Origin of the sequence: Saccharococcus thermophilus (genome assembly GCF_011761475.1) — a bacterium.
GTDB classification, from domain to species: domain Bacteria; phylum Bacillota; class Bacilli; order Bacillales; family Anoxybacillaceae; genus Saccharococcus; species Saccharococcus thermophilus.
The window spans coordinates 1,957,849-1,977,725 of the sequence record NZ_JAASRS010000001.1 but is presented as its reverse complement, the minus strand read 5'-3'; the positions used below and the strand labels follow the sequence as shown (position 1 = coordinate 1,977,725).

Sequence of the window (19,877 nt, the reverse complement as noted above, 5' to 3'; positions counted from 1 at the left end):
ATGGATGTAAGATAGGGATGCCAGAACGGAGAGCGAGGTGGAGACGGTGAGCTCGTTTGATCAAACGATGCAGTTTCATTTTTCGGAAGAGCCAGCCGAGACGAATATTCGCGAAGTGTTGCTGACGGTGTATGACGCTCTGAAAGAAAAAGGATATAATCCGATCAATCAAATTGTCGGATACTTATTATCTGGCGACCCTGCTTACATCCCTCGCCATAAAGATGCTCGGGCGCTGATACGAAAAGTGGAACGCGATGAATTAATTGAAGAATTGGTGAAATTCTATTTACAGGGGCAACGAAAGGATTAACCGATGCGAATACTAGGGCTTGATTTAGGCACAAAGACGCTTGGTGTCGCGGTCAGCGATGAACTTGGCTGGACGGCGCAAGGGCTGGAAACGATCGCGATCGACGAAGAACGCGGAGAATACGGGTTAGAGCGGCTTCGCGAAATTATTGACGACTATGAAGTCGATACGATCGTCGTCGGATTTCCGAAAAACATGAATGGAACTGTTGGTCCGCGGGCGGAGGCGAGCCAGCGCTTCGCCAAACTGCTGGAGCGCGAATTTTCGCTTCCTGTCGTACTATGGGATGAACGCTTATCCACCATGGCAGCGGAGCGGATGTTAATCGCTGCTGATCTTAGCCGCAAAAAGCGCAAACAAGTCATCGATAAAATGGCGGCTGTCGTCATTTTGCAGTCATATTTGGATAGTAAACAGTGAATTGGAGGAGAGAATATGGAGCACGGCGATCGACATATTACCGTTGTCGATGAAAACGGCAATGAGCAATTATGTGAAATATTGTTTACGTTTGAATCAGAGGACTTTGGAAAATCATATGTGTTTTATTATCCGGTAGGCGCGGAATTTGAGGATGATGACGAAGAAACAGAAATTCACGTGTCGGCATTTATTCCCGGCGAAGGAGAGAAAGAAGGGGAATTGCTGCCAATTGAATCCGAAGAAGAATGGGAAATGATTGAAGAAGTATGGAATACGTTCTGCGCCGAACAAGAGGAATTAGAGGAATAGGATGAAAAAGATGGCCGGTATAGCGGGCCATCTTTTTTATTGAAAAAAGATAAACGAATAGCGAAAAATGCAAAAATTTGTAGTATAATATCACGAGTGAAAGGAGGTTTCTGATGAACAATAACCAATTTTTACAAAAAGATACACAAATTGTGCGAAAAATCGTGTTGCTCGTTTGCGCTGCTATATTGATTGCTTGTATAGCGATAGGAGCTGGAAGCTATTTCTATATCAAATCGGCATTACAGCCAGTCGATCCTCAGGATAAAACGCCTGTTCATATATCGATTCCTATCGGTTCTTCCGTGAATGAGATTGCCGATCTGCTGGAAAAAAAGAGGCTAATTAAAAGCGCGACCGTGTTCCGCTATTATGTAAAATTTAAAAACCATGTCAATTTTCAGGCGGGAGAATATGATTTAAATCGGTCCATGCCGATGGAAAATATCATTGAAGTTCTAAAAACAGGGAAAGTAACGGAAAAAGGCGGACTAAAGCTGACGATTCCGAAAGGGACGCAAATTACGCAAATCGCCGCCATCATTGCCAAAAAAACGGGATATAAGAAAGAAGATGTACTGAAGCAGTTAAATGACCGGGCCTATCTTGAGCATTTGATGCAAAAATATCCTAAGGTGCTGTCAAAGGACATTTTCAATAAAAACATTCGCTATCCGCTCGAAGGCTATTTGTTTCCAGCTACGTATTCATTTAAGGAAAGAAAGCCTCCTCTTTCCGATATTATTGAGGAGATGCTGAAAAAAACAGAAGAAGTATTAGCGAAATATGAACGGGACAGAAAGACGAACAACATGCCTGTGCATCAGCTATTAACCATGTCTTCCTTAATCGAGGAGGAGGCGACGGAAAAAGCGGATCGCGAAAAAATTGCGAGCGTGTTTTACAATCGGCTGCGCGCAGGCATGCCGCTGCAGACGGATCCGACTGTCTTATATGCGCTTGGCAAGCATAAAGATCGCGTTTCGTACAAAGACTTGGAAGTACAATCTCCTTATAATACGTATATTCATAAAGGGCTTCCGCCGGGGCCAATCGCCAACAGCGGCGAAATGTCTATTAAGGCGGCGCTCGAACCGGCGAAAACCGATTATTTCTATTTTCTTGCCACTCCGGCTGGGGATGTCATTTTTACCAAAACATTAGCGGAACATAACCAGCAAAAGGAGAAATATATTGGAAAACAATAGAATCGGATATGAATTGCTGGGCGGCAGGCAAAAATATTTCGCATTTCGCATGTTTTATGGTAGTATATATAAAGTTATCAACTGCCATCCTGTAATAAGAGTCCTTCAGTGACTCTTATTTTTGCGAGGAGGAGCTCTTTTGATCTCGAAAGAAGTAGCCCAATATATTAAGCAGCTTATTCCCGAGCGGGATGAACAAATAAAAGAGATGGAACGTTACGCGCAAGCATATGATATCCCCATTATGGAAACGACGGGAATAGAAGCGATGCTGCAGCTATTAAAAATCGCTCGGCCAAAGCGGATTTTGGAAATCGGCACCGCGATAGGATATTCGGCGATCCGCATGGCTAAAGCGCTTCCCAATGCTGAAATTGTTACGATTGAAAGAGACAAGGAGCGATATGAACGCGCCCTTTTTTATATAAAGAAAACGGGGACAAGCGGGCAAATCCGCGTCATTTTCGGAGATGCGCTCCACGTCTATAGCGATGTTGCGGAAGCTGCCCCATTTGATGTTTTGTTTATTGATGCGGCAAAAGGACAATACCAGCGCTTTTTTGAACTGTATGAGCCGCTGCTTGCAGAAAACGGCCTGATCATTACCGATAACGTACTATTTAAAGGGCTTGTCGCAAGCGAAGAGCCGATTGAAAATAAACGGCTTCGCCAGTTAGTGGCGAAAATTCGCCGCTATAATGAATGGCTTGCCAGCCGGGACGATTACGAAACGATCATTCTTCCGGTTGGGGACGGGGTGGCAATATCAAGAAAACGAGGTGAAAAGCAATGAAGAAACCAGAATTGTTAGTGACGCCAACGAGCGTTTCCCATATACATGATTTAGCTAAAGCCGGCGCCGATGCGGTGATGATCGGCGAACAGCGCTACGGTCTTCGTTTAGCCGGGGAGTTTTCCCGCACGGATGTAGCAGAAGCGGTGAAAGCGGCGCATCAATACGGCATGAACGTATATGTGGCCATGAATGCGATTTTTCACAACGATAAAGTGGATGAGCTAGGAGATTACATTCGCTTTCTTGCCGAGGTCGGCGCCGATGCGATCGAGTTTGGCGATCCGGCTGTGTTAATGACCGTGCGCGAAGTCGCTCCACATATGAAGCTGCACTGGAATACGGAAACGACGGCGACAAACTGGTATACGTGCAACTACTGGGGAAGAAAGGGAGCAAAGCGCGCCGTTCTCGCACGCGAATTAAATATGGAGGCGATTTTGGAAATTAAAGAACACGCCGAAGTAGAAATCGAAGTACAAGTGCACGGGATGACGTGCATGTACCAGTCGAAACGTTCGCTGATCGGCAACTATTTTGAATATCAAGGAAAAGTGATGGAAATCGAACGAAAAAAATATGAAAAAGGCATGTTTTTATACGATAAAGAACGCGACAATAAATACCCGATTTTCGAAGACGAAAACGGCACACATATTATGAGTCCAAACGATATTTGCATCATTGATGAATTGAGCGAGATGGTAGACGCGGGGATTGACAGCTTTAAAATCGATGGAGTGCTGCATGAACAAAACTACATTACCGAAGTGACAAAACTATATCGCCGCGCCGTTGATTTATGCGCGGAAAACCGTGCGCAATATGAAAAAGAAAAGGACGAGCTGCTGGCGAAAATCGAAGCGATTCAGCCGAAACATCGTCCATTGGATACGGGATTTTTCTTTAAAGAAACGGTTTACTAACAACAATAACGCCCGGTGCGTTGCATTTCGCTAGACAATAAGAAAAGGAGCATTCCTGTTAGAAGTTTTTTCGGGGACTTGAATAAAAAAAGCCCTCTTGGTATGATTCGGGGGTGTCAATCGCACGAATTGACCCCTAATTTGGATACCAAGGAGGACTATACATGAATTCTATCTCAAACAAGAAGATTAATCAAGTCACCGATCAAACGCTGGTGGTTGGGATGGATATTGCAAAGAAAAAACATTATGCCTGCTTTGTGGATGAGCGAGGGAGGGTGTTAAAAAAGCCGTTTCCCGTTCTGCAATCGAGAGAAGGATTGGAATGGTTGTACCAGTGCATCGTGGAAGCCATGAAGGAATTTGGAAAAACCGAGGTGATCGTTGGCATCGAGCCAACGGGACATTATTGGCTGAATCTCGCCTATTTTCTTGATGAGAAAGGCATCCCTCTCGTCATGACAAACCCGATGCACGTGAAGCGATCCAAAGAGCTGGACGATAACCTTCCAACCAAGCATGATGCGAAAGACGCGCTCGTCATTGCCCGGTTAGTGAAAGACGGCCGATTCAGCTATCCGCGTATTCTGAAAGGGATGGAGGCGGATCTGCGCGTGGGAGCGACATTTCGCTCCAAATTGGTGGAAGAACAGGGAGCGATTCGAAATCAAATGATTCGCTGGCTTGATCGATATTTTCCGGAGTTTTCCCAAGTCTTCCCGTCATTTGGGAAAATGGCGCTCGCGGTGCTGGAATATACGCCATTTCCGGGTGATCTGGCAGGAAAAGAACTAGAAGAGGTGCTGGCCCTTTACCGGCAAAGTGAGGGATTACAATCGCCACAAAAGCCGAAAGCGAAGAAGTTGATGGAATTGGCCCAACACTCCATTGGCGTAACGGAAGGACAACAGATGGCCCGTATCGAAATTGCCACGCTTGTCCGCCGGTACCGCCAGCTGGAAAAAGAGATCGAGGCATTGACAGAACAGCTGATTGAACTAGTTCAAACCTCCGTCGAATACGAATGGCTGAAGACCGTTCCGGGCTTAGGCGATGCGACCATCGTAGAACTGTTATCAGAGATCGGGAGTTTCTCCCATTATCAGGATCCGCGGCAGCTTATCAAATTAGCGGGCCTGACGCTGCGGGAACATTCCTCCGGCCAACACAAAGGGCAAAAACGGATCTCCAAGCGTGGAAGAAGGCGGTTGCGCGCCCTTCTGTTCCGGGTGATGATGCCGATGATCCGTCACAACGAAGCGTTTCGGCAGCTGCACGACTATTACACGACACGTCCTGATAATCCGTTGCGGAAGAAGCAATCCATTGTAGTGTTATGCGGAAAATTACTGAAGGTACTGCATGCGGTGTGTACGAAACGACAGGCGTTTGACGTGAAGCGAATGATGCAGGACATCTTTGGCCTCGAAACGGCTGCTTGATGCCTATAGTCTGGATTCTCTAGACAACAAGGATGACACGGAGAAGCTGGCGCGATATCATCCATTCGACCTTGAGTCCCTAAAGGAGCTTAGCCGGCCTCTGCCTGATGACTAGACCGAACGAAGGAATGTAGGCACAAGGATGCCAAGAGACATGGGAGGGTTCGTCATCATCAGCGATGCAGAGATCCACGGTGCATCCCATACGCTTCCCCCACTACAACCAAATTTAACCAGTAGTGGCCGCGAAGCGTACCCAGTCAATGTAAGATATACACATATTTAAGAAATAATGTTAGAAACTTTGTCGAAAAATATTTTTTTGACACCCCTGAAACGGCTACAACCGTTGATATATCAACATTTATAGAGGGAGGAATGAGCGGATGCTGCTAAAAAATGATAAAATTTCCGAAATCATTGACGGCAAACGCGTAATTGTGAAAAAACCCGAACTTCTTGCTCCGGCCGGCAACTTGGAAAAGCTAAAAATCGCCGTGCATTACGGCGCGGATGCGGTGTTTATCGGCGGTCAAGAATACAGCTTGCGCGCGAACGCTGACAACTTTACGATCGAGGAAATTAGAGAAGGTGTTCAGTTTGCCAATCAATACGGCGCGAAAATCTATGTGACGGCCAACATTTATGCCCATAATGAAAACATTCCCGGCCTTGAGGAGTATTTACAGGCGTTAGAGCAGGCTGGCGTTCACGGCATTATTGTCGCCGACCCGCTTATTATCGAAACAGCGCGCCGCGTGGCGCCAAAGCTAGAAGTGCATTTGAGCACGCAGCAATCGATCGCAAACTGGAAAGCGGTGCAATTTTGGAAAGAAGAAGGGCTGGAGCGCGTCGTGCTTGCCCGCGAAACGAGCGCGCAAGAAATCCGCGAAATTAAGGAAAAAGTCGATATTGAGATTGAAGCGTTTATTCATGGAGCGATGTGTTCGGCATATTCAGGGCGCTGCGTATTAAGCAACCATATGACGGCGCGTGATTCCAACCGCGGAGGCTGCTGCCAGTCATGCCGTTGGGATTACGACTTATATCAATTAGACGGAGATAAAGAAGTGCCGCTGTTTGATGAAAACGATGCTCCGTTTGCGATGAGCGCCAAAGACTTAAATTTAATTCGCGCCATTCCAGCCATGATTGAATTAGGGGTGGATAGCTTAAAAATTGAAGGGCGAATGAAATCGATCCACTACGTGGCGACGGTCGTAAGCGTGTATCGCAAAGTGATTGACGCGTATTGTGCGGACCCTGACCATTTCGTCATTCGCGAGGAGTGGATTAAAGAACTGGATAAATGTGCCAACCGTGATACAGCTCCGTCTTTCTTTACCGGAATGCCAGGGTATAGCGATCATATGTATGGTTCGCACAGCCGCAAAACGACTCATGAATTTGCTGGCCTTGTTCTCGATTATGATAAAGAGACGCAAATGGTGACATTGCAGCAGCGCAATTTCTTTAAGCCGGGCGATGAAGTGGAATTTTTCGGACCGGAAATTGAAAATTTCACGCAAGTAGTAGAAAAAATTTGGGATGAGGATGGAAATGAATTGGATGCGGCGCGGCACCCGCTACAAATCGTCAAATTTAAAGTAGAGCGCGAAGTCTTCCCGTACAACATGATGAGAAAGGAGAACTAATATGGGGAAGAAGCCTGTTGTCATCGGCGTGGCCGGCGGATCCGGCTCGGGGAAAACGAGCGTGGCAAGGGCAATTTACGAGCACTTTGGCGACCGCTCGATTTTAGTGCTCGAGCAAGATTATTACTATAAGGATCAGAGCCATCTCCCGCTTGCAGAGCGGTTGAAGACGAATTACGACCATCCTCTTGCGTTTGATAATGATTTGTTAATTGAGCATATTCATAAATTATTGCGGTATGAGCCGATTGAAAAACCGGTATACGACTACAAACTACACACGCGATCAAATAAAGTCATCCATGTGGAGCCAAAAGATGTTATTATTTTAGAAGGGATTCTTGTCTTAGAGGATGAACGTTTGCGCAATTTAATGGATATTAAAGTATATGTCGATACGGACGCCGACATTCGCATTATCCGCCGCCTGCTCCGTGATATTAAGGAACGTGGCCGTACGCTTGAGTCGGTGATCGAACAGTACGTTTCCGTCGTCCGCCCGATGCATAATCAATTTGTGGAACCGACGAAGCGTTATGCCGATATCATTATTCCAGAAGGCGGGCAAAATCATGTCGCCATTGATTTAATGGTCACAAAAATTCGCACAATTCTTGAACAAAAATCGTTTTTATAATAGCATAGCGTAAATAAAACAACTGTAGATGAGCAAATTCGCTAACATAAATTTACAACCAAACAAAAAAAGAGACATGAACCCGATTCCTTGATTAGAATAGATGTGTCACCAAAACTATTCACAAGGAGGTTCATGTCTCATGAATAGATTAGCACATCATCAAGGAATCCACAAGTTTTTCACGATGTTGGGGTTGGCCCTTTATTTTTCAAAACCTGTCATGAAGCATCTCGTTCATATCGTGGATGCGCTGACCACCAAAGGATTTGCGGGAACATTGACCGATCTTCATCATTGGAGCTTTCATCCGAACCACCGCACGACACTCAGCCATTTTTTCACGAAAAGCCCTTGGGATGAAGAGACGCTGCTTCGCAAACTTCAACAGTGGATGCTTCGTCGTGTCGAACGCATCGCCAAACAGGAGAGTCAACCCCTTTTTGTTTCGATCGATGATACGATTTGCCAAAAAACCAAGCCTTCGTCACAGGCAACGCACGCCATTCAAGGGTGTGATTGGCACTATTCTCACACAGAGAAAAAGTCGATCTGGGGACATTCTCTCGTTTGGCTCATGGTTCATACGATGACCCAGGCTTTTCCCTTTGCGTTCCGCCTCTACGACAAGGCGGCTGGGAAAAGCAAGGGGGAACTCGCGATCGAGATGCTTTCTTCTTTGGATGTACACCGTCCTGTTTATGTGCTGATGGACTCTTGGTATCCATCGCAAACGCTCGTGGAAGCTTGTCTGAAAAAGGGATTCCACGTAATCGCAATGCTCAAGGCCAATCGGCTTCTTTATCCAAAAGGCATTGCGGTTCAGGTGAGGGAGTTTGCCCGCTACATCGAACCGAAAGACACTCACCTCGTCACGGTGGGAGAAGAGCGTTATCGGGTTTATCGCTACGAAGGCTCTCTCAAAGGTCTCGATGATGCCGTGGTGCTGCTCGCTTGGAAAGCCGATCAGCCGATGACATCGGAACATCTTCACTGCGTCTTGAGCACCGACCGGGATCTAAGCGATGAAGAGATCTTGCGCTACTATGCCCAGCGTTGGTCGATCGAATGTTTTTTCCGTCAAGCGAAAGACCAGCTGAAACTCGATGGATACCGCGTTCGCGGACGTCGGGCGGTGAAACGCTACTGGATCTTGGTGCAGCTTGCTTACGTGTACAGCATGTTCGAGTCGAACAGCGATTTTTCTGATGGGCTCGATCTTCTGCGCAAGAGAAAAGGACATAGCCTCGTGGAGTTCATTTACCGTGCAGCGAAACAAAATATTCCCATTGATACCGTGAAAAAACAGCTCCACGTGGCATAAGGGGTACCCTGTTTGTCTCTTTTACATGGTAATTATTGTAATTAAAATTGCTCAACTACAGTAAAACAATATAAATATTATTAAACAAGTAAGCGTACGAACAACTTTTCTTGTTGTTCGTACGTTTTACATACCTAAAAAAAATAAAGAAACAGATAGAGGAGTGAAAGATGATGGCAAATGAAAAGCAATATCCAATGACAAAAGAGGGAAAAGAGAAACTGGAACAAGAGCTTGAATATTTAAAAACAGTAAAACGGAAGGAAGTAGTCGAACGCATTAAAATTGCCCGCGGGTTCGGGGACCTGTCGGAGAACTCCGAGTACGACGCAGCAAAAGATGAACAAGCATTTGTTGAGTCTCGCATCCAAACATTAGAAAATATGATTCGCAATGCGGTGATCATTGAAGAAGACAAGGAAAATCCTGATGTTGTTTCCTTAGGAAAATCGGTGACGTTTATTGAACTGCCAGATGGAGAAGAAGAAACGTATACGATTGTTGGCAGTGCCGAAGCCGATCCGTTTGAAGGAAAAATTTCCAACGACTCCCCAATTGCCAAATCGTTGCTTGGAAGAAAAGTTGGCGAAGAAGTCACTGTGCAAACGCCAGGCGGAGAAATGGTTGTAAAAATTGTTGCTGTCAAATAGGTTTCAAAATAAAACACCTCGTCGAAAATGAAGATGAGGTGTTTTATTTATGTGGAAAAAACGAGTAATAGTAGTGCTTGCTCTCATTCAAACCGGCATTTTTCTTCTGATTGGCAGGCTTGTTCAAGTTCAACTGGTTAGCACCGAGTCGTTTTCCGAAAAACACGTCAATTTGATTGAAGAGAGTGTCAAACAGCGGACACAAGAGTTAATGATTGATGACGGAAGGGGAATATTTATAGACCGGAGTGGGAAACCGCTAACGAAACAATATATCCCATCGCTTGTGCTATTTCCGTTTTTAAAAACGATGAAGTGGCCGGTAGAACAAGTGGCAAACATTCTTCACATTTCGGCGCATGCGATCATCGATCAACTGCAAAAAGCAAAAGAACCGTTTACGTTGACCATGGATGGCCATCCATTTGTGTTGAGCGAAGAACAAATGCAAGAAATCAATCAATTACATATTCCCGGCGTCTTTGCGGTAAAGAAACAATATCCGCTTGAAAAAGTATATGCGCCGCATTTAATCGGATTTACCCGCGCGGACAGCAGCCTTTTACATTCCCGCTACCCGGAACGCCATCTTTCTCCGCATACGGAAGTAGGCGTTCAAGGCTTGCAAAAGGCATTTGATGAATTTTTAATTCCGGAAGGAGAAACAAAGCTGTTGTATCATGTTGATGCGACAGGCGGTCCTTTATTTGGCCTTGATGTCAAGTATAGTGACCCAAGCAACCCATTTTATCCTGTTTCTGTAAAAACGACGATAGACCGCGATTTGCAAAAAATTGCCGAAACGGTCGTTGATGAGCACCATTTAAAAAAAGGTGGCATTGTATTATTAGATATTCCAACAAACAGCGTTCTTGCGATGGTCAGCCGTCCTGATATGGATCCAAGCGACCCATATAAAAACCACGGCGCGGAAAACCAGATGGTGTTGCCACAAATCCCGGGCTCCGTATTTAAGACAGTCGTTGCCGCCGCTGCGTTGGAAAAAGGGATAGTTTCGTCAACAACAACGTTTGATTGCAGCAAAAAAATTGATGGCATCACACCGGACCGAAATCATGATTACGGAACGCTAGGTTTTGAAGAGAGTTTTGCTGTCAGCTGCAACAATGCGTTTGCGACGCTTGGCAAAAAGCTTGTCGAGCAAGAACCGGACATTTTAGAAACGTATGCGAAAAAATTGGGTTTATATCCGCTCGCCGGATGGCAAGGAGATGTCTACCATGAAAAGGATTTTAAACAATTTCCGGAGGAACGGAAAGGAACGATATGGCATGATGAGCGCGATAAACGTGTTCCACTTGCCGTTGCGCAAACATCGATTGGACAAAAAGACGTGCGTGTATCGCCGCTGGCAGTGGCCAACATGATGGCAACGATCGCCCGCAATGGGGAGGCAAGGCAAGTAAGGGCGGTAAGCGAAATTTTATATAAAAACGGCACCACCTTTTTTACATTCCCGCAGAAGCCGATTTCCGAAGAACAGCCAATTTCGCCGCATACCGCTCATCGATTGCAGGAGCTATTGCGAAAAGTAGTGACGGATGAAAAGGGGACGGGACGGCGCTTTCAATCGCTTCCGTATGCGGTTGCCGGAAAATCGGGTACGGCAGAAACCGGAAAAAAACTTGCCAATGAAGAACTTGTGAATAAATGGTTTGCTGGCTATTTCCCTGCCGATGCCCCGAAATACGCGCTTGTCGTCGTCGAGCTGGACTGCCACAGTTCACGGACGGTAACGAACGATATCTTTTTCGATCTCGTACAAAAAATATATGAGTTTGACAAACAGGACAAAAAATCGGAATAACGACGAAACAGTTTATTAGAAAGGGTCGCCATGATACAATAGAAGCAGCTAAATGAGGGAGGTTGTCAACGGTTGGCAAAAGAAATTGGACCGCGTTTCGCACAACGGGCAAAGCGCCGGAAAATCAATCGCATTCTCAATACAGCCATTGCTGTAGTCATCTTGCTGATTGTCGTCGTTGCCTGGAATCTGTTCTCCGGCGGCGGGTCAGGCAGCGAGGCAGCTGACGCCCCGGTAAAAACAGAAGCAAAAAAAGGCAACAGTAAGAAAAAAGGCGACAACGAGAAAAAAGTGGAAGTAGAAATTGGCAATAAACAGCAAGAGAAAGAAAGCAATCCATCAGATAATGGTGATGAAGCGAATAATAGCGATGAAGCGAAACAAAAAGTGATCGAAACGCCAGGCCCCCCTGGTTCCAACATCGAGAAAGAAATCGTGAATCCGGCATGGCAACCGATTGGCACGACACAGTCGGAGCCGCATGTCACCCAATTTAAAGAAGATTCGGTGGATTGGAAGGAAATGCTCGACGCGGTTAGTTACGCGACCGGCCTTTCCCAATCGGATATGATCGTGTGGTTTATCGGCAATAACGGACCGAACAAAGCGGTGGCCACCATTTCTACGAAAGATCGAACACAACGATACAAGGTATATATCGAATGGGTCGAAAATCAAGGCTGGAAACCGACGAAAGTGCAAAAGCTAAGAAGGTAGCGGATTTCCTATGTTTATGGAAATCCGCCTATTTTTTTGCTTTAAAGTGGACGACAGCGCTGTAAAACCGTTTGCCGTTTTCCGCTACATGCATTTGGTGGGAAACGTGGTGAACGTGAAGCAAAAGCGCCTTATTATGTTCGATTTGTTCGTTAATTTTTTTCTCGAGCGTCTGCAAATCGTCAGCTTCAAAAAATTCGATTTTATCTTCAATGAGATCGAGAGAAATGTTCATGGTTCCATCCTCCTTTCATCGCCAAGTGTAGCAGATTTTTGCGCTATCATCTATTCAGAAGCACAGAAAACATTTGCGATTTTTGGCGCAAGCTGGGTTTCTTTGTCTATGTAAAGCGAAAATAATTTTATCGTTGAAGAAAATAAAAACTTATGATACATTGAGAACAGATTTGAGGCAAAAACATACTATATTTATAGGAATTATAAAAATTATGGAGCGTGACATCATGGGCAGAGAGTTTCTTGATTTATTTGAAGAATGGGCGGATTCATATGACCAATTTGTCGAAGGATATGATGAAGAATACCGTGAAGTGTTTGCGAATTATGACGATATTTTAAATACAGTCGCCGACAAAGCGGGGAATGTCGTGCTCGAATTCGGCGTCGGCACGGGAAATTTAACGAAAAAGTTGTTGGAACAAGGAAAAACGGTATACGGTATTGAGCCGTCTGAACCGATGCGGAAAAAAGCGCAAGAAAAGCTAGGGGCGCATGTGGCGATTGTGGACGGGGACTTTTTGCAGTTTCCACTCCCTCCGGAGCCGGTCGATACGATTGTCAGCACATATGCTTTTCACCATCTTACCGATGAGGAAAAAGGAGAAGCGATTGCTAAGTATGGCGAGTTATTGAAAAAAGGTGATAAAATAGTGTTTGCTGACACGGCGTTTCGTGACAAACAGTCGTTTCAGCGAGCCGTACAGGAGGCAAGAGCGCGCGGTTTCCATAACTTGGCCGACGACCTCGAACGCGAGTATTATACAACCTTGGACGTATTGACGAAACTATTTACAGAACACGGCTTTTCCGTCACATTTACACAAAAAAATGCATTTGTATGGGTGATGGAAGCAGTGAAACAGGAAAAATAGAAAGAGGGAGAAACATGAAAGTAGCGATTATAGGGGCAATGGAAGAGGAAGTAACCATTTTACGGGACCAAATGGAGGGACGGGAAGAAACGGTCATCGCCAATTGCGAATTTTCGACGGGCCGGCTTAACGGCATCGATGTCATTTTATTGAAATCGGGCATCGGCAAGGTAAATGCGGCAATGGCAACGGCGATTTTGCTGGAACGGTTCCGTCCGAATTACGTCATTAATACCGGCTCAGCGGGAGGATTTTTAGCGACGTTGAACGTTGGCGACATCGTTATTTCCAGTGAAGTCGTGCATCATGATGTCGATGTGACGGCTTTTGGCTATGAGTATGGGCAAGTGCCGGGAATGCCGGCGCGTTATCAAGCGGATCAAACATTAATAGACATTGCCAAACGCGCTGCACAGCAAATTAACGGTGTACAAGTCGTGACGGGACTCATCGCCACCGGTGACTCATTTATGAACGACCCGGCGCGTGTTGAGTTTGTCCGCGGCAAGTTTCCAGAACTTTGCGCTGTCGAGATGGAAGCGGCGGCGATTGCCCAAGTATGCACACAATTTGCCGTGCCGTTTGTCATTATTCGTGCACTCTCTGACATTGCCGGAAAAGAATCGGATGTATCATTTGAACAATTTTTAGATACGGCGGCGAAACATTCCGCAGACTTAGTCGTATCGATGCTGTCATTATTGCAAAAATAAACGAGGAAGGCGTCCCTTCCTCTTTCTATGTTTGTAGAAATGGAGTGACAAGAATGCGAGTGGCCAAAAATGTGCACGAGCTGATTGGACATACGCCAGTTGTGGAAATTACGCAATTTTCGCTGCCGGAAGGTGTTCGCGTATTTGCGAAATTGGAATATTTCAACCCGGGAGGAAGCATTAAAGACCGGCTTGGCCAAGAGTTATTGCGCGACGCGTTAGAAACAGGAAAGCTAAAAGAAGGCGGAACGATCATTGAGCCGACGGCAGGAAATACCGGTATTGGGCTGGCGCTGGCGGCGATTGGCAAAAACATCAACGTGATTTTTTGCGTTCCGGAGAAATTCAGTATCGAAAAGCAGCAAATCATGAAAGCGCTCGGCGCGACGATTATTCATACGCCAACAAGCGAAGGAATGCAAGGAGCGATCCGCAAGGCGCAAGAGCTTGCCCGGGAAATTCCAAATGCTTATTGCCCACAGCAGTTTGCCAACCCTGCCAATCCAAGAACATATTATAAAACGCTCGGTCCGGAATTGTGGGAAGACCTTGACGGACAAATCGATGTATTTGTCGCCGGAGCCGGTTCGGGCGGAACGTTTATGGGGACGGCGACGTTTTTGAAAGAGAAAAATCCAAAGATTAAAACGGTGATTGTCGAGCCGGAAGGATCAATTTTAAACGGCGGGGAGCCAGGACCGCATAAAACGGAAGGAATCGGAATGGAATTTTTGCCGGATTATATGGACCGAAGTTATTTTGATGCGATTCATACGATTAGCGATGAAGATGCGTTTAAGCGGGTAAAAGAACTTGCCAAAAAAGAAGGGCTGCTTGTCGGGAGCTCTTCAGGCGCTGCGTTTCATGCCGCATTGCTGGAGGCGGAAAAGGCGAAACCGGGAACGAATATTGTTGTTGTTTTTCCTGACAGCAGCGAGCGATATTTAAGTAAAAATATTTATGAAGGTGGGATTTAAATGAGACGAAAAACGAAACTCATTCACGGTGGCATCTCAGGCGATCCGCATACGGGAGCGGTTTCTGTTCCGATTTATCAAGTCAGCACGTATAAACAAGAAGGAATTGGCGGCCATAAAGGCTTTGAATATTCGCGTACCGGCAACCCGACCCGTCATGCACTCGAAGAACTTATTAAAGATTTAGAGGAAGGTTATGCTGGATTTGCGTTTGGCTCCGGAATGGCGGCGATCACAGCGGTCATGATGTTATTTAACAGCGGGGATCACGTCATTTTAACGGACGATGTGTATGGCGGCACCTATCGCGTCATGACGAAAGTGCTCAACCGTCTAGGAATCCAAGCAACGTTTATCGATACGAGCAACCTTGCAAATATTGAAAAACATATCCAGCCAAATACGAAAGCCCTTTACATTGAAACGCCAACCAATCCGCTTTTAAAAATTACGGACATTCAGGCTGCTTCCGCCATCGCCAAGGAGCATGGCTTGCTTACGATCGTCGATAACACGTTCAGCACCCCGTATTGGCAAACGCCGCTTGCCCTTGGCGCCGACATTGTTGTCCATAGCGCGACGAAATATTTAGGCGGCCACAGCGATGTTGTCGCTGGTTTAGCGGTTGTCAATTCGGAAGAGTTGGCAGAAAAACTACATTTCATTCAAAACTCTACCGGAGGAATTCTAGGCCCGCACGATTCATGGCTGCTTATGCGCGGCATCAAGACGCTTGGCGTGCGCATGGAGGAGCATGAAGAAAACACGAGAAAAATCGTTGAATTTTTAGCGAACCATCCAGCGGTCCAAAAAGTGTATTATCCAGGATTGGAAACACATCCAAACTATGAGATTGCCAAAAAACAAATGCGCGGTTTCGGCGGCATGGTCTCCTTTGATGTCGGAAGCGCGGAGAAAGCCGATCAAGTGTTAAACCGCGTCCGCTATTTTACACTCGCGGAAAGCTTGGGGGCAGTCGAAAGCTTAATTTCGCTGCCGGCGAAAATGACGCATGCATCCATTCCGAAAGAACGCCGCGAACAATTAGGAATTACCGATGGGCTGATCCGCATTTCTGTTGGCTTGGAAGATGTGGAAGATTTAATCGAAGATTTAGCACAAGCATTGCATGGTTAAAATTACATCCCCACCGATTCCATCCACTATGGTACAGTTAAGGATGGAGAGGGGGATAACGATGGAACGGCAAAAGAAAGAGTGGAAGGAAAAAGCGGCCGATTATAAAATGTTTGCCGGTGTATTGCTGGCGGTAAGTGTCTTTTTGTATATTGGCACGCTTCTTCCTACGGCTGCACCGGAGAAAAAGGTGTATTTGCTTTATTTCATTGTGATATTGTTAATAGGCGCGTTTTACTTTTTTCAACGTGCGGTCAAATATATCCGCTTATTGCGGGAAGCGGAAGAATAAACCTGCCTCTTCTTGCTGGAGAGGCAGGTTTTTGACTATTTTGCCGAAAAGCGGTTTACGAACATGTTGCGCGTTTTGCGATGGAGTTTCATAAATTGTTCAAAACCATGCGAAGAAATCGCTTGTTCCTTCGTGTAAAATAAAGATGAAGAATGACAAGGAGGGAACAAGGGATGTTCGCCATGGTGATGGGGATTGTGATTACTGCATCTATAGCATTGATTATAACAGCGGAAGTAAGCGTGGAAGCGCAAAATTAACATAAGAACAAGGAAAGGTGTCCCAACCGTAGTCTTGGGGCACCTTTTGCATATTTATCTCCGCTTTTTTTATATCTCCTCTAGAGATAAGCTGCTACAGGCAGTTTTACTTGAGCAAAATAATAGGGATATGTAGCAGGAAATTTCGTAAAATTAAGTGAATTGTTGTATATCGCAAAAATTAGGGGGGATAAAAAATGAAAAAGTTAACATTGCGATTTTTTTATTATCACTCGTGGGCAAACAAACAACTTATGGAACATCTAAGTAAGTTGCCAAAAGAAATCATTAATAAGGAAATAAATAGCGTTTTTCCTTCCATTTCACAAACCTTTGTACATATGTATGCCGTGGATGAATTATGGTTTTTAAGGATAAAAGGAAAAAGTGTGAATTCCATCGAATCGAAGCAATTTAAGACAATACAAGAAATTAATGATGCATTTACCCATTTGCATAAGGAGATTTTAGAATTTCTCAATCTTGAAGATGATTTGGAACGAACGGTCGTTTATAGTAACACGAAAGGGCAACGTTTTAGTAACAGTATCCGTGAAATTATTTACCATATAGTTAACCATGGAACTTATCATCGTGGTAATATTTCAGCTATGATCAGACAATTGGGTTATCAGGGAATATCTACAGACTATATTTACTATTTAAGGAACGCGAACAAGGAATAATGGATACTGTTAAAGAATGATGTTCATTTTCTTGTTCGGCAAACAGAGCAGGTTTATTGAATAAGACCTATGTGATAAAATTAAAAAAAACAGGAAAAAAGAGGTAAAAATGGGATGAACAGAATGTTATTTATATTTCAATATGTATTAGCGTTTATGCTTTTAGCTTTCTCTACATTTGCTTCATGGTATGAAGGAAGTGAATTAAGAGATATACCATGGGAATGGAAATATTCCGCATTTTTCTCAAAAATGTTCAATGGTGAAGTAACGGAAAGTTCCGATATCTCACAATTGGACCACTTTATATATGCGGCAAAATTTAAACCAATATTTCCTATGTTGATGATGTTTAGCCTTATTTATATTTTCATTTTAAGTGGCTATTTACTTTTAAAATACAATACAAAAAAGCTAATGGTTTTTCATTTTTGCCTAGGTATTATGTTTCTTTTATTGGAGACAATGGTTTCTAATTCTCCGACAGTAGGAGGCAAATATTTCACTTCTCTTTTTATAATTAGTTGCGTGTTAAACTTTATTATTTCGCTCATTCTCTTCTTAAAGTTAAGAAAAAGAAATGGGGAGTTTCAAAACAATGTTTTTAAGCTCCCATGGAAAATATTTAGAATCGCGTTTTCCAGTTGATTAGCCCGGTCTCGGTTAGACATAGGTAGGGTTCTCTTTTCTCTAAGATTTTTGGTCTAGAGAATACCCTACTTTTTTATTTGTCCTAGTTCAATACTTCAAAATTTTATACATCATCAAGATTTAAGTAATAAGAAGGTATTTATATTCCATTGAGGAATATTAAGGTGATTTTGGTATTTTCTTTTATAAAAATTGTTATATACTTGAAAGTGTGGTACCGTCAAGAATTTTGTGTAATATAATGGGGGTAGGGTTTCTCTGAAATGGATTTGGAATGAATAGGGAACTAGTTTCCTCCACACAGGAGACTGAATATTCAGTCTCCTGTGTGGAAAGGGAGAATCCCCCTATTTTGTTTATTTACAGTATTTGGTTAATGATAACGTTCTTCAAACATTCGCTCGAGGGCTTCCTGTGCTTCGGCAAATCCTCGCAACTTTCGCCCTGCCCATTTCTCATTAAAATCTTGAATGGTCAAATATACGATTTTTTCAGCGGCTTCTAAACTATTCAAACTGTTCATCGGCTTTAGACGTTTCCGAATCTCCTTGATCGTTCGTTCAATGGCATTCGTCGTGTAAATCACACTTCGAATACTGCTTGGATAATCCATAAATGTAAGGAGGACATCCAACTCATTGGCCCAAGATTGAACTTCTCTCGGATACTTGCTTGACCATTTCGACTCAAACTGTTGAAACATCTGTAACGCCATCTCCTTATTCGGCGCGCGATAAATCAGCCTGAGATCCTCGGCCACTTCAAATTGGTCTTTTTTCCGAACACGATGGAGCGTGTTACGGACTTTGTGAACGACACAACGCTGCACATCGGCTTTCGGATAAACCGCCTTAAAGGCTTCCTCCAACCCTGGTAGTCCATCGAATATGCCCAGAAGCACTTCCTTGGCGCCTCTTTGGTAGAGGTGTTGAAGAATTTCCTGCCATACATAGGCGCTTTCTTGTCCTCCCACAAAGAAATCAAGAATTTCGCGATATCCTTCTTCGTTCACCCCTAACACCACATAAATGACTTCTTTCTCCACGGTTTCGCGACGAAGTTTTACGTATAAACCATCCAAATATAAGACGGAATAACGCTTGTGCAGTGGACGAGTGTGCCATTTCTCGATGTCTTCCTTCACGACATCGGTAATACGGCTGATCGTCGCAGGAGAATAGGTGCTTCCTAGAATTCGTTCGATAAACTTGCCAATTTCCCGTGTACTCATGCCACTTTGGTACATCCTAATGATTGCTTCCTCCAGCCAGCCGGTGTGCCGTTGGTAAGGGGCAAACAACTGTGTTTGAAATTCTCCGTTTCGGTCTCTAGGGACCAAAAGACCTTCAATCCGGCCATATTGCGTATCTAGATTTCGTTGATAGTAGCCGTTTCTCATATTTGATGTTCCGGCCTGTTCTATTTCGAGGAAATTCTTGATTTCTTCCCGCATGATCAGTTCTAATTTTTCCTTTACAAACTGACGAATGACACTTTCCAGTTGATTTGCCCAGTCGACATTCGGTATACTTTTAGACATAGGTAGGGTTCTCCTTTCTCTGGAATGTTTGGGTTCAATCAGAGAATACCCTACCTTTTTTATTTTGATCTAGTAAAATGCTTTACACAAAATTTTATACATCATCGAAAGTGTTGCAAAACACATAACGAATGAACAAATGTACATAAAAAATCCACCACCTTGGGAGTTATATACAGTTTTTACTTTAGTTTTGCAACACCATCTATATAATATAAAGTTTTTGTAAGAAAATATAAAATTTTCTTTTGATATCGTATATGAGTGTTTATACCTTTATATCA

General features: G+C 44.3%; 22 protein-coding genes. 20 read left to right on the top strand and 2 right to left on the bottom strand.

Annotated features, from left to right (window positions below; genetic code table 11):
* The first annotated feature begins 46 nt into the window (after positions 1–46).
* The 13 genes from BDD39_RS10380 (at position 47) to BDD39_RS10320 (ending at position 12,225) form a co-directional block, all read left to right on the top strand.
* Positions 47–313 carry an IreB family regulatory phosphoprotein gene (locus BDD39_RS10380; protein ID WP_166910474.1) on the top strand — a complete coding sequence of 89 codons (267 nt, stop codon included), beginning with the start codon at positions 47–49 and terminating at the stop codon, positions 311–313.
* 3 nt (positions 314–316) lie between these two features.
* Positions 317–733, top strand: a complete 417-nt coding sequence (gene ruvX, locus BDD39_RS10375; RefSeq protein ID WP_166910473.1) for a Holliday junction resolvase RuvX — start codon at positions 317–319, stop codon at positions 731–733.
* Between the two features lie 15 nt (positions 734–748).
* Complete coding sequence (locus BDD39_RS10370) at positions 749–1,045, top strand: DUF1292 domain-containing protein (RefSeq protein ID WP_166910472.1); 297 nt, start codon at positions 749–751, stop codon at positions 1,043–1,045.
* A gap of 113 nt (positions 1,046–1,158) precedes the next feature.
* Positions 1,159–2,253 carry an endolytic transglycosylase MltG gene (gene mltG / locus BDD39_RS10365; protein WP_166910471.1) on the top strand — a complete coding sequence of 365 codons (1,095 nt, stop codon included), beginning with the start codon at positions 1,159–1,161 and terminating at the stop codon, positions 2,251–2,253.
* 139 nt (positions 2,254–2,392) lie between these two features.
* Positions 2,393–3,046 (top strand): O-methyltransferase, encoded by a 654-nt coding sequence (locus tag BDD39_RS10360; RefSeq protein ID WP_166910470.1) that lies wholly within the window; start codon positions 2,393–2,395, stop codon positions 3,044–3,046.
* On the top strand, positions 3,043–3,972 hold the full coding sequence (locus tag BDD39_RS10355; protein WP_166910469.1) for a peptidase U32 family protein: 930 nt from the start codon (positions 3,043–3,045) through the stop codon (positions 3,970–3,972). The genes BDD39_RS10360 and BDD39_RS10355 overlap by 4 nt, the downstream gene beginning before the upstream one ends.
* Before the next feature lie 164 nt (positions 3,973–4,136).
* On the top strand, positions 4,137–5,414 hold the full coding sequence (locus BDD39_RS10350) for an IS110 family RNA-guided transposase (RefSeq protein WP_166910266.1): 1,278 nt from the start codon (positions 4,137–4,139) through the stop codon (positions 5,412–5,414).
* 386 nt (positions 5,415–5,800) lie between these two features.
* The gene (locus BDD39_RS10345) at positions 5,801–7,069 is read left to right on the top strand and encodes a peptidase U32 family protein (RefSeq protein ID WP_166910468.1); all 1,269 of its coding nucleotides are present in this window, start codon (positions 5,801–5,803) and stop codon (positions 7,067–7,069) included.
* A gap of 1 nt (position 7,070) precedes the next feature.
* Positions 7,071–7,706, top strand: coding sequence for a uridine kinase (gene udk / locus BDD39_RS10340; RefSeq protein ID WP_166910467.1), 636 nt, complete (start codon positions 7,071–7,073; stop codon positions 7,704–7,706).
* A 142-nt stretch (positions 7,707–7,848) separates the two neighbouring features.
* A complete protein-coding gene (locus BDD39_RS10335) occupies positions 7,849–9,030 on the top strand; it encodes an IS701 family transposase (RefSeq protein WP_166907872.1) in 1,182 nt (393 codons plus the stop codon).
* Between the two features lie 173 nt (positions 9,031–9,203).
* Complete coding sequence (gene greA, locus BDD39_RS10330) at positions 9,204–9,680, top strand: transcription elongation factor GreA (protein WP_166910466.1); 477 nt, start codon at positions 9,204–9,206, stop codon at positions 9,678–9,680.
* A gap of 49 nt (positions 9,681–9,729) precedes the next feature.
* The gene (locus BDD39_RS10325; RefSeq protein WP_166910465.1) at positions 9,730–11,508 is read left to right on the top strand and encodes a peptidoglycan D,D-transpeptidase FtsI family protein; all 1,779 of its coding nucleotides are present in this window, start codon (positions 9,730–9,732) and stop codon (positions 11,506–11,508) included.
* 72 nt (positions 11,509–11,580) lie between these two features.
* Positions 11,581–12,225, top strand: a complete 645-nt coding sequence (locus tag BDD39_RS10320; RefSeq protein ID WP_166910464.1) for a YrrS family protein — start codon at positions 11,581–11,583, stop codon at positions 12,223–12,225.
* A gap of 28 nt (positions 12,226–12,253) precedes the next feature.
* Here the strand turns inward: BDD39_RS10320 and BDD39_RS10315 are convergent, their stop codons facing one another.
* Positions 12,254–12,460 (bottom strand): YrzA family protein, encoded by a 207-nt coding sequence (locus BDD39_RS10315; protein ID WP_013400339.1) that lies wholly within the window; start codon positions 12,458–12,460, stop codon positions 12,254–12,256.
* A gap of 229 nt (positions 12,461–12,689) precedes the next feature.
* On the opposite strand from BDD39_RS10315, the gene BDD39_RS10310 reads away from it, so the two are divergent.
* The 7 genes from BDD39_RS10310 (at position 12,690) to BDD39_RS10280 (ending at position 18,050) form a co-directional block, all read left to right on the top strand.
* Positions 12,690–13,337, top strand: coding sequence for a class I SAM-dependent methyltransferase (locus BDD39_RS10310; protein ID WP_166910463.1), 648 nt, complete (start codon positions 12,690–12,692; stop codon positions 13,335–13,337).
* A gap of 14 nt (positions 13,338–13,351) precedes the next feature.
* Positions 13,352–14,050 (top strand): 5'-methylthioadenosine/S-adenosylhomocysteine nucleosidase, encoded by a 699-nt coding sequence (mtnN, locus tag BDD39_RS10305; RefSeq protein WP_166910462.1) that lies wholly within the window; start codon positions 13,352–13,354, stop codon positions 14,048–14,050.
* Positions 14,051–14,103: 53 nt separating this feature from the next.
* Positions 14,104–15,027 (top strand): PLP-dependent cysteine synthase family protein, encoded by a 924-nt coding sequence (locus BDD39_RS10300; protein WP_166910461.1) that lies wholly within the window; start codon positions 14,104–14,106, stop codon positions 15,025–15,027.
* Complete coding sequence (locus BDD39_RS10295) at positions 15,028–16,164, top strand: bifunctional cystathionine gamma-lyase/homocysteine desulfhydrase (protein WP_166910460.1); 1,137 nt, start codon at positions 15,028–15,030, stop codon at positions 16,162–16,164.
* A gap of 61 nt (positions 16,165–16,225) precedes the next feature.
* Positions 16,226–16,456 carry a YrhC family protein gene (locus tag BDD39_RS10290; protein WP_166910459.1) on the top strand — a complete coding sequence of 77 codons (231 nt, stop codon included), beginning with the start codon at positions 16,226–16,228 and terminating at the stop codon, positions 16,454–16,456.
* Between the two features lie 457 nt (positions 16,457–16,913).
* Positions 16,914–17,402: a DinB family protein gene (locus tag BDD39_RS10285; RefSeq protein ID WP_166910458.1), complete on the top strand. Its 489-nt coding sequence runs from the start codon at positions 16,914–16,916 to the stop codon at positions 17,400–17,402.
* Positions 17,403–17,516: 114 nt separating this feature from the next.
* Positions 17,517–18,050, top strand: coding sequence for a YjdJ family protein (locus BDD39_RS10280; protein ID WP_166910457.1), 534 nt, complete (start codon positions 17,517–17,519; stop codon positions 18,048–18,050).
* A 376-nt stretch (positions 18,051–18,426) separates the two neighbouring features.
* Here BDD39_RS10280 and BDD39_RS10275 read toward each other — a convergent pair whose 3' ends face one another.
* On the bottom strand, positions 18,427–19,593 hold the full coding sequence (locus BDD39_RS10275; RefSeq protein ID WP_166907797.1) for an IS256 family transposase: 1,167 nt from the start codon (positions 19,591–19,593) through the stop codon (positions 18,427–18,429).
* Positions 19,594–19,877: the final 284 nt, after the last annotated feature.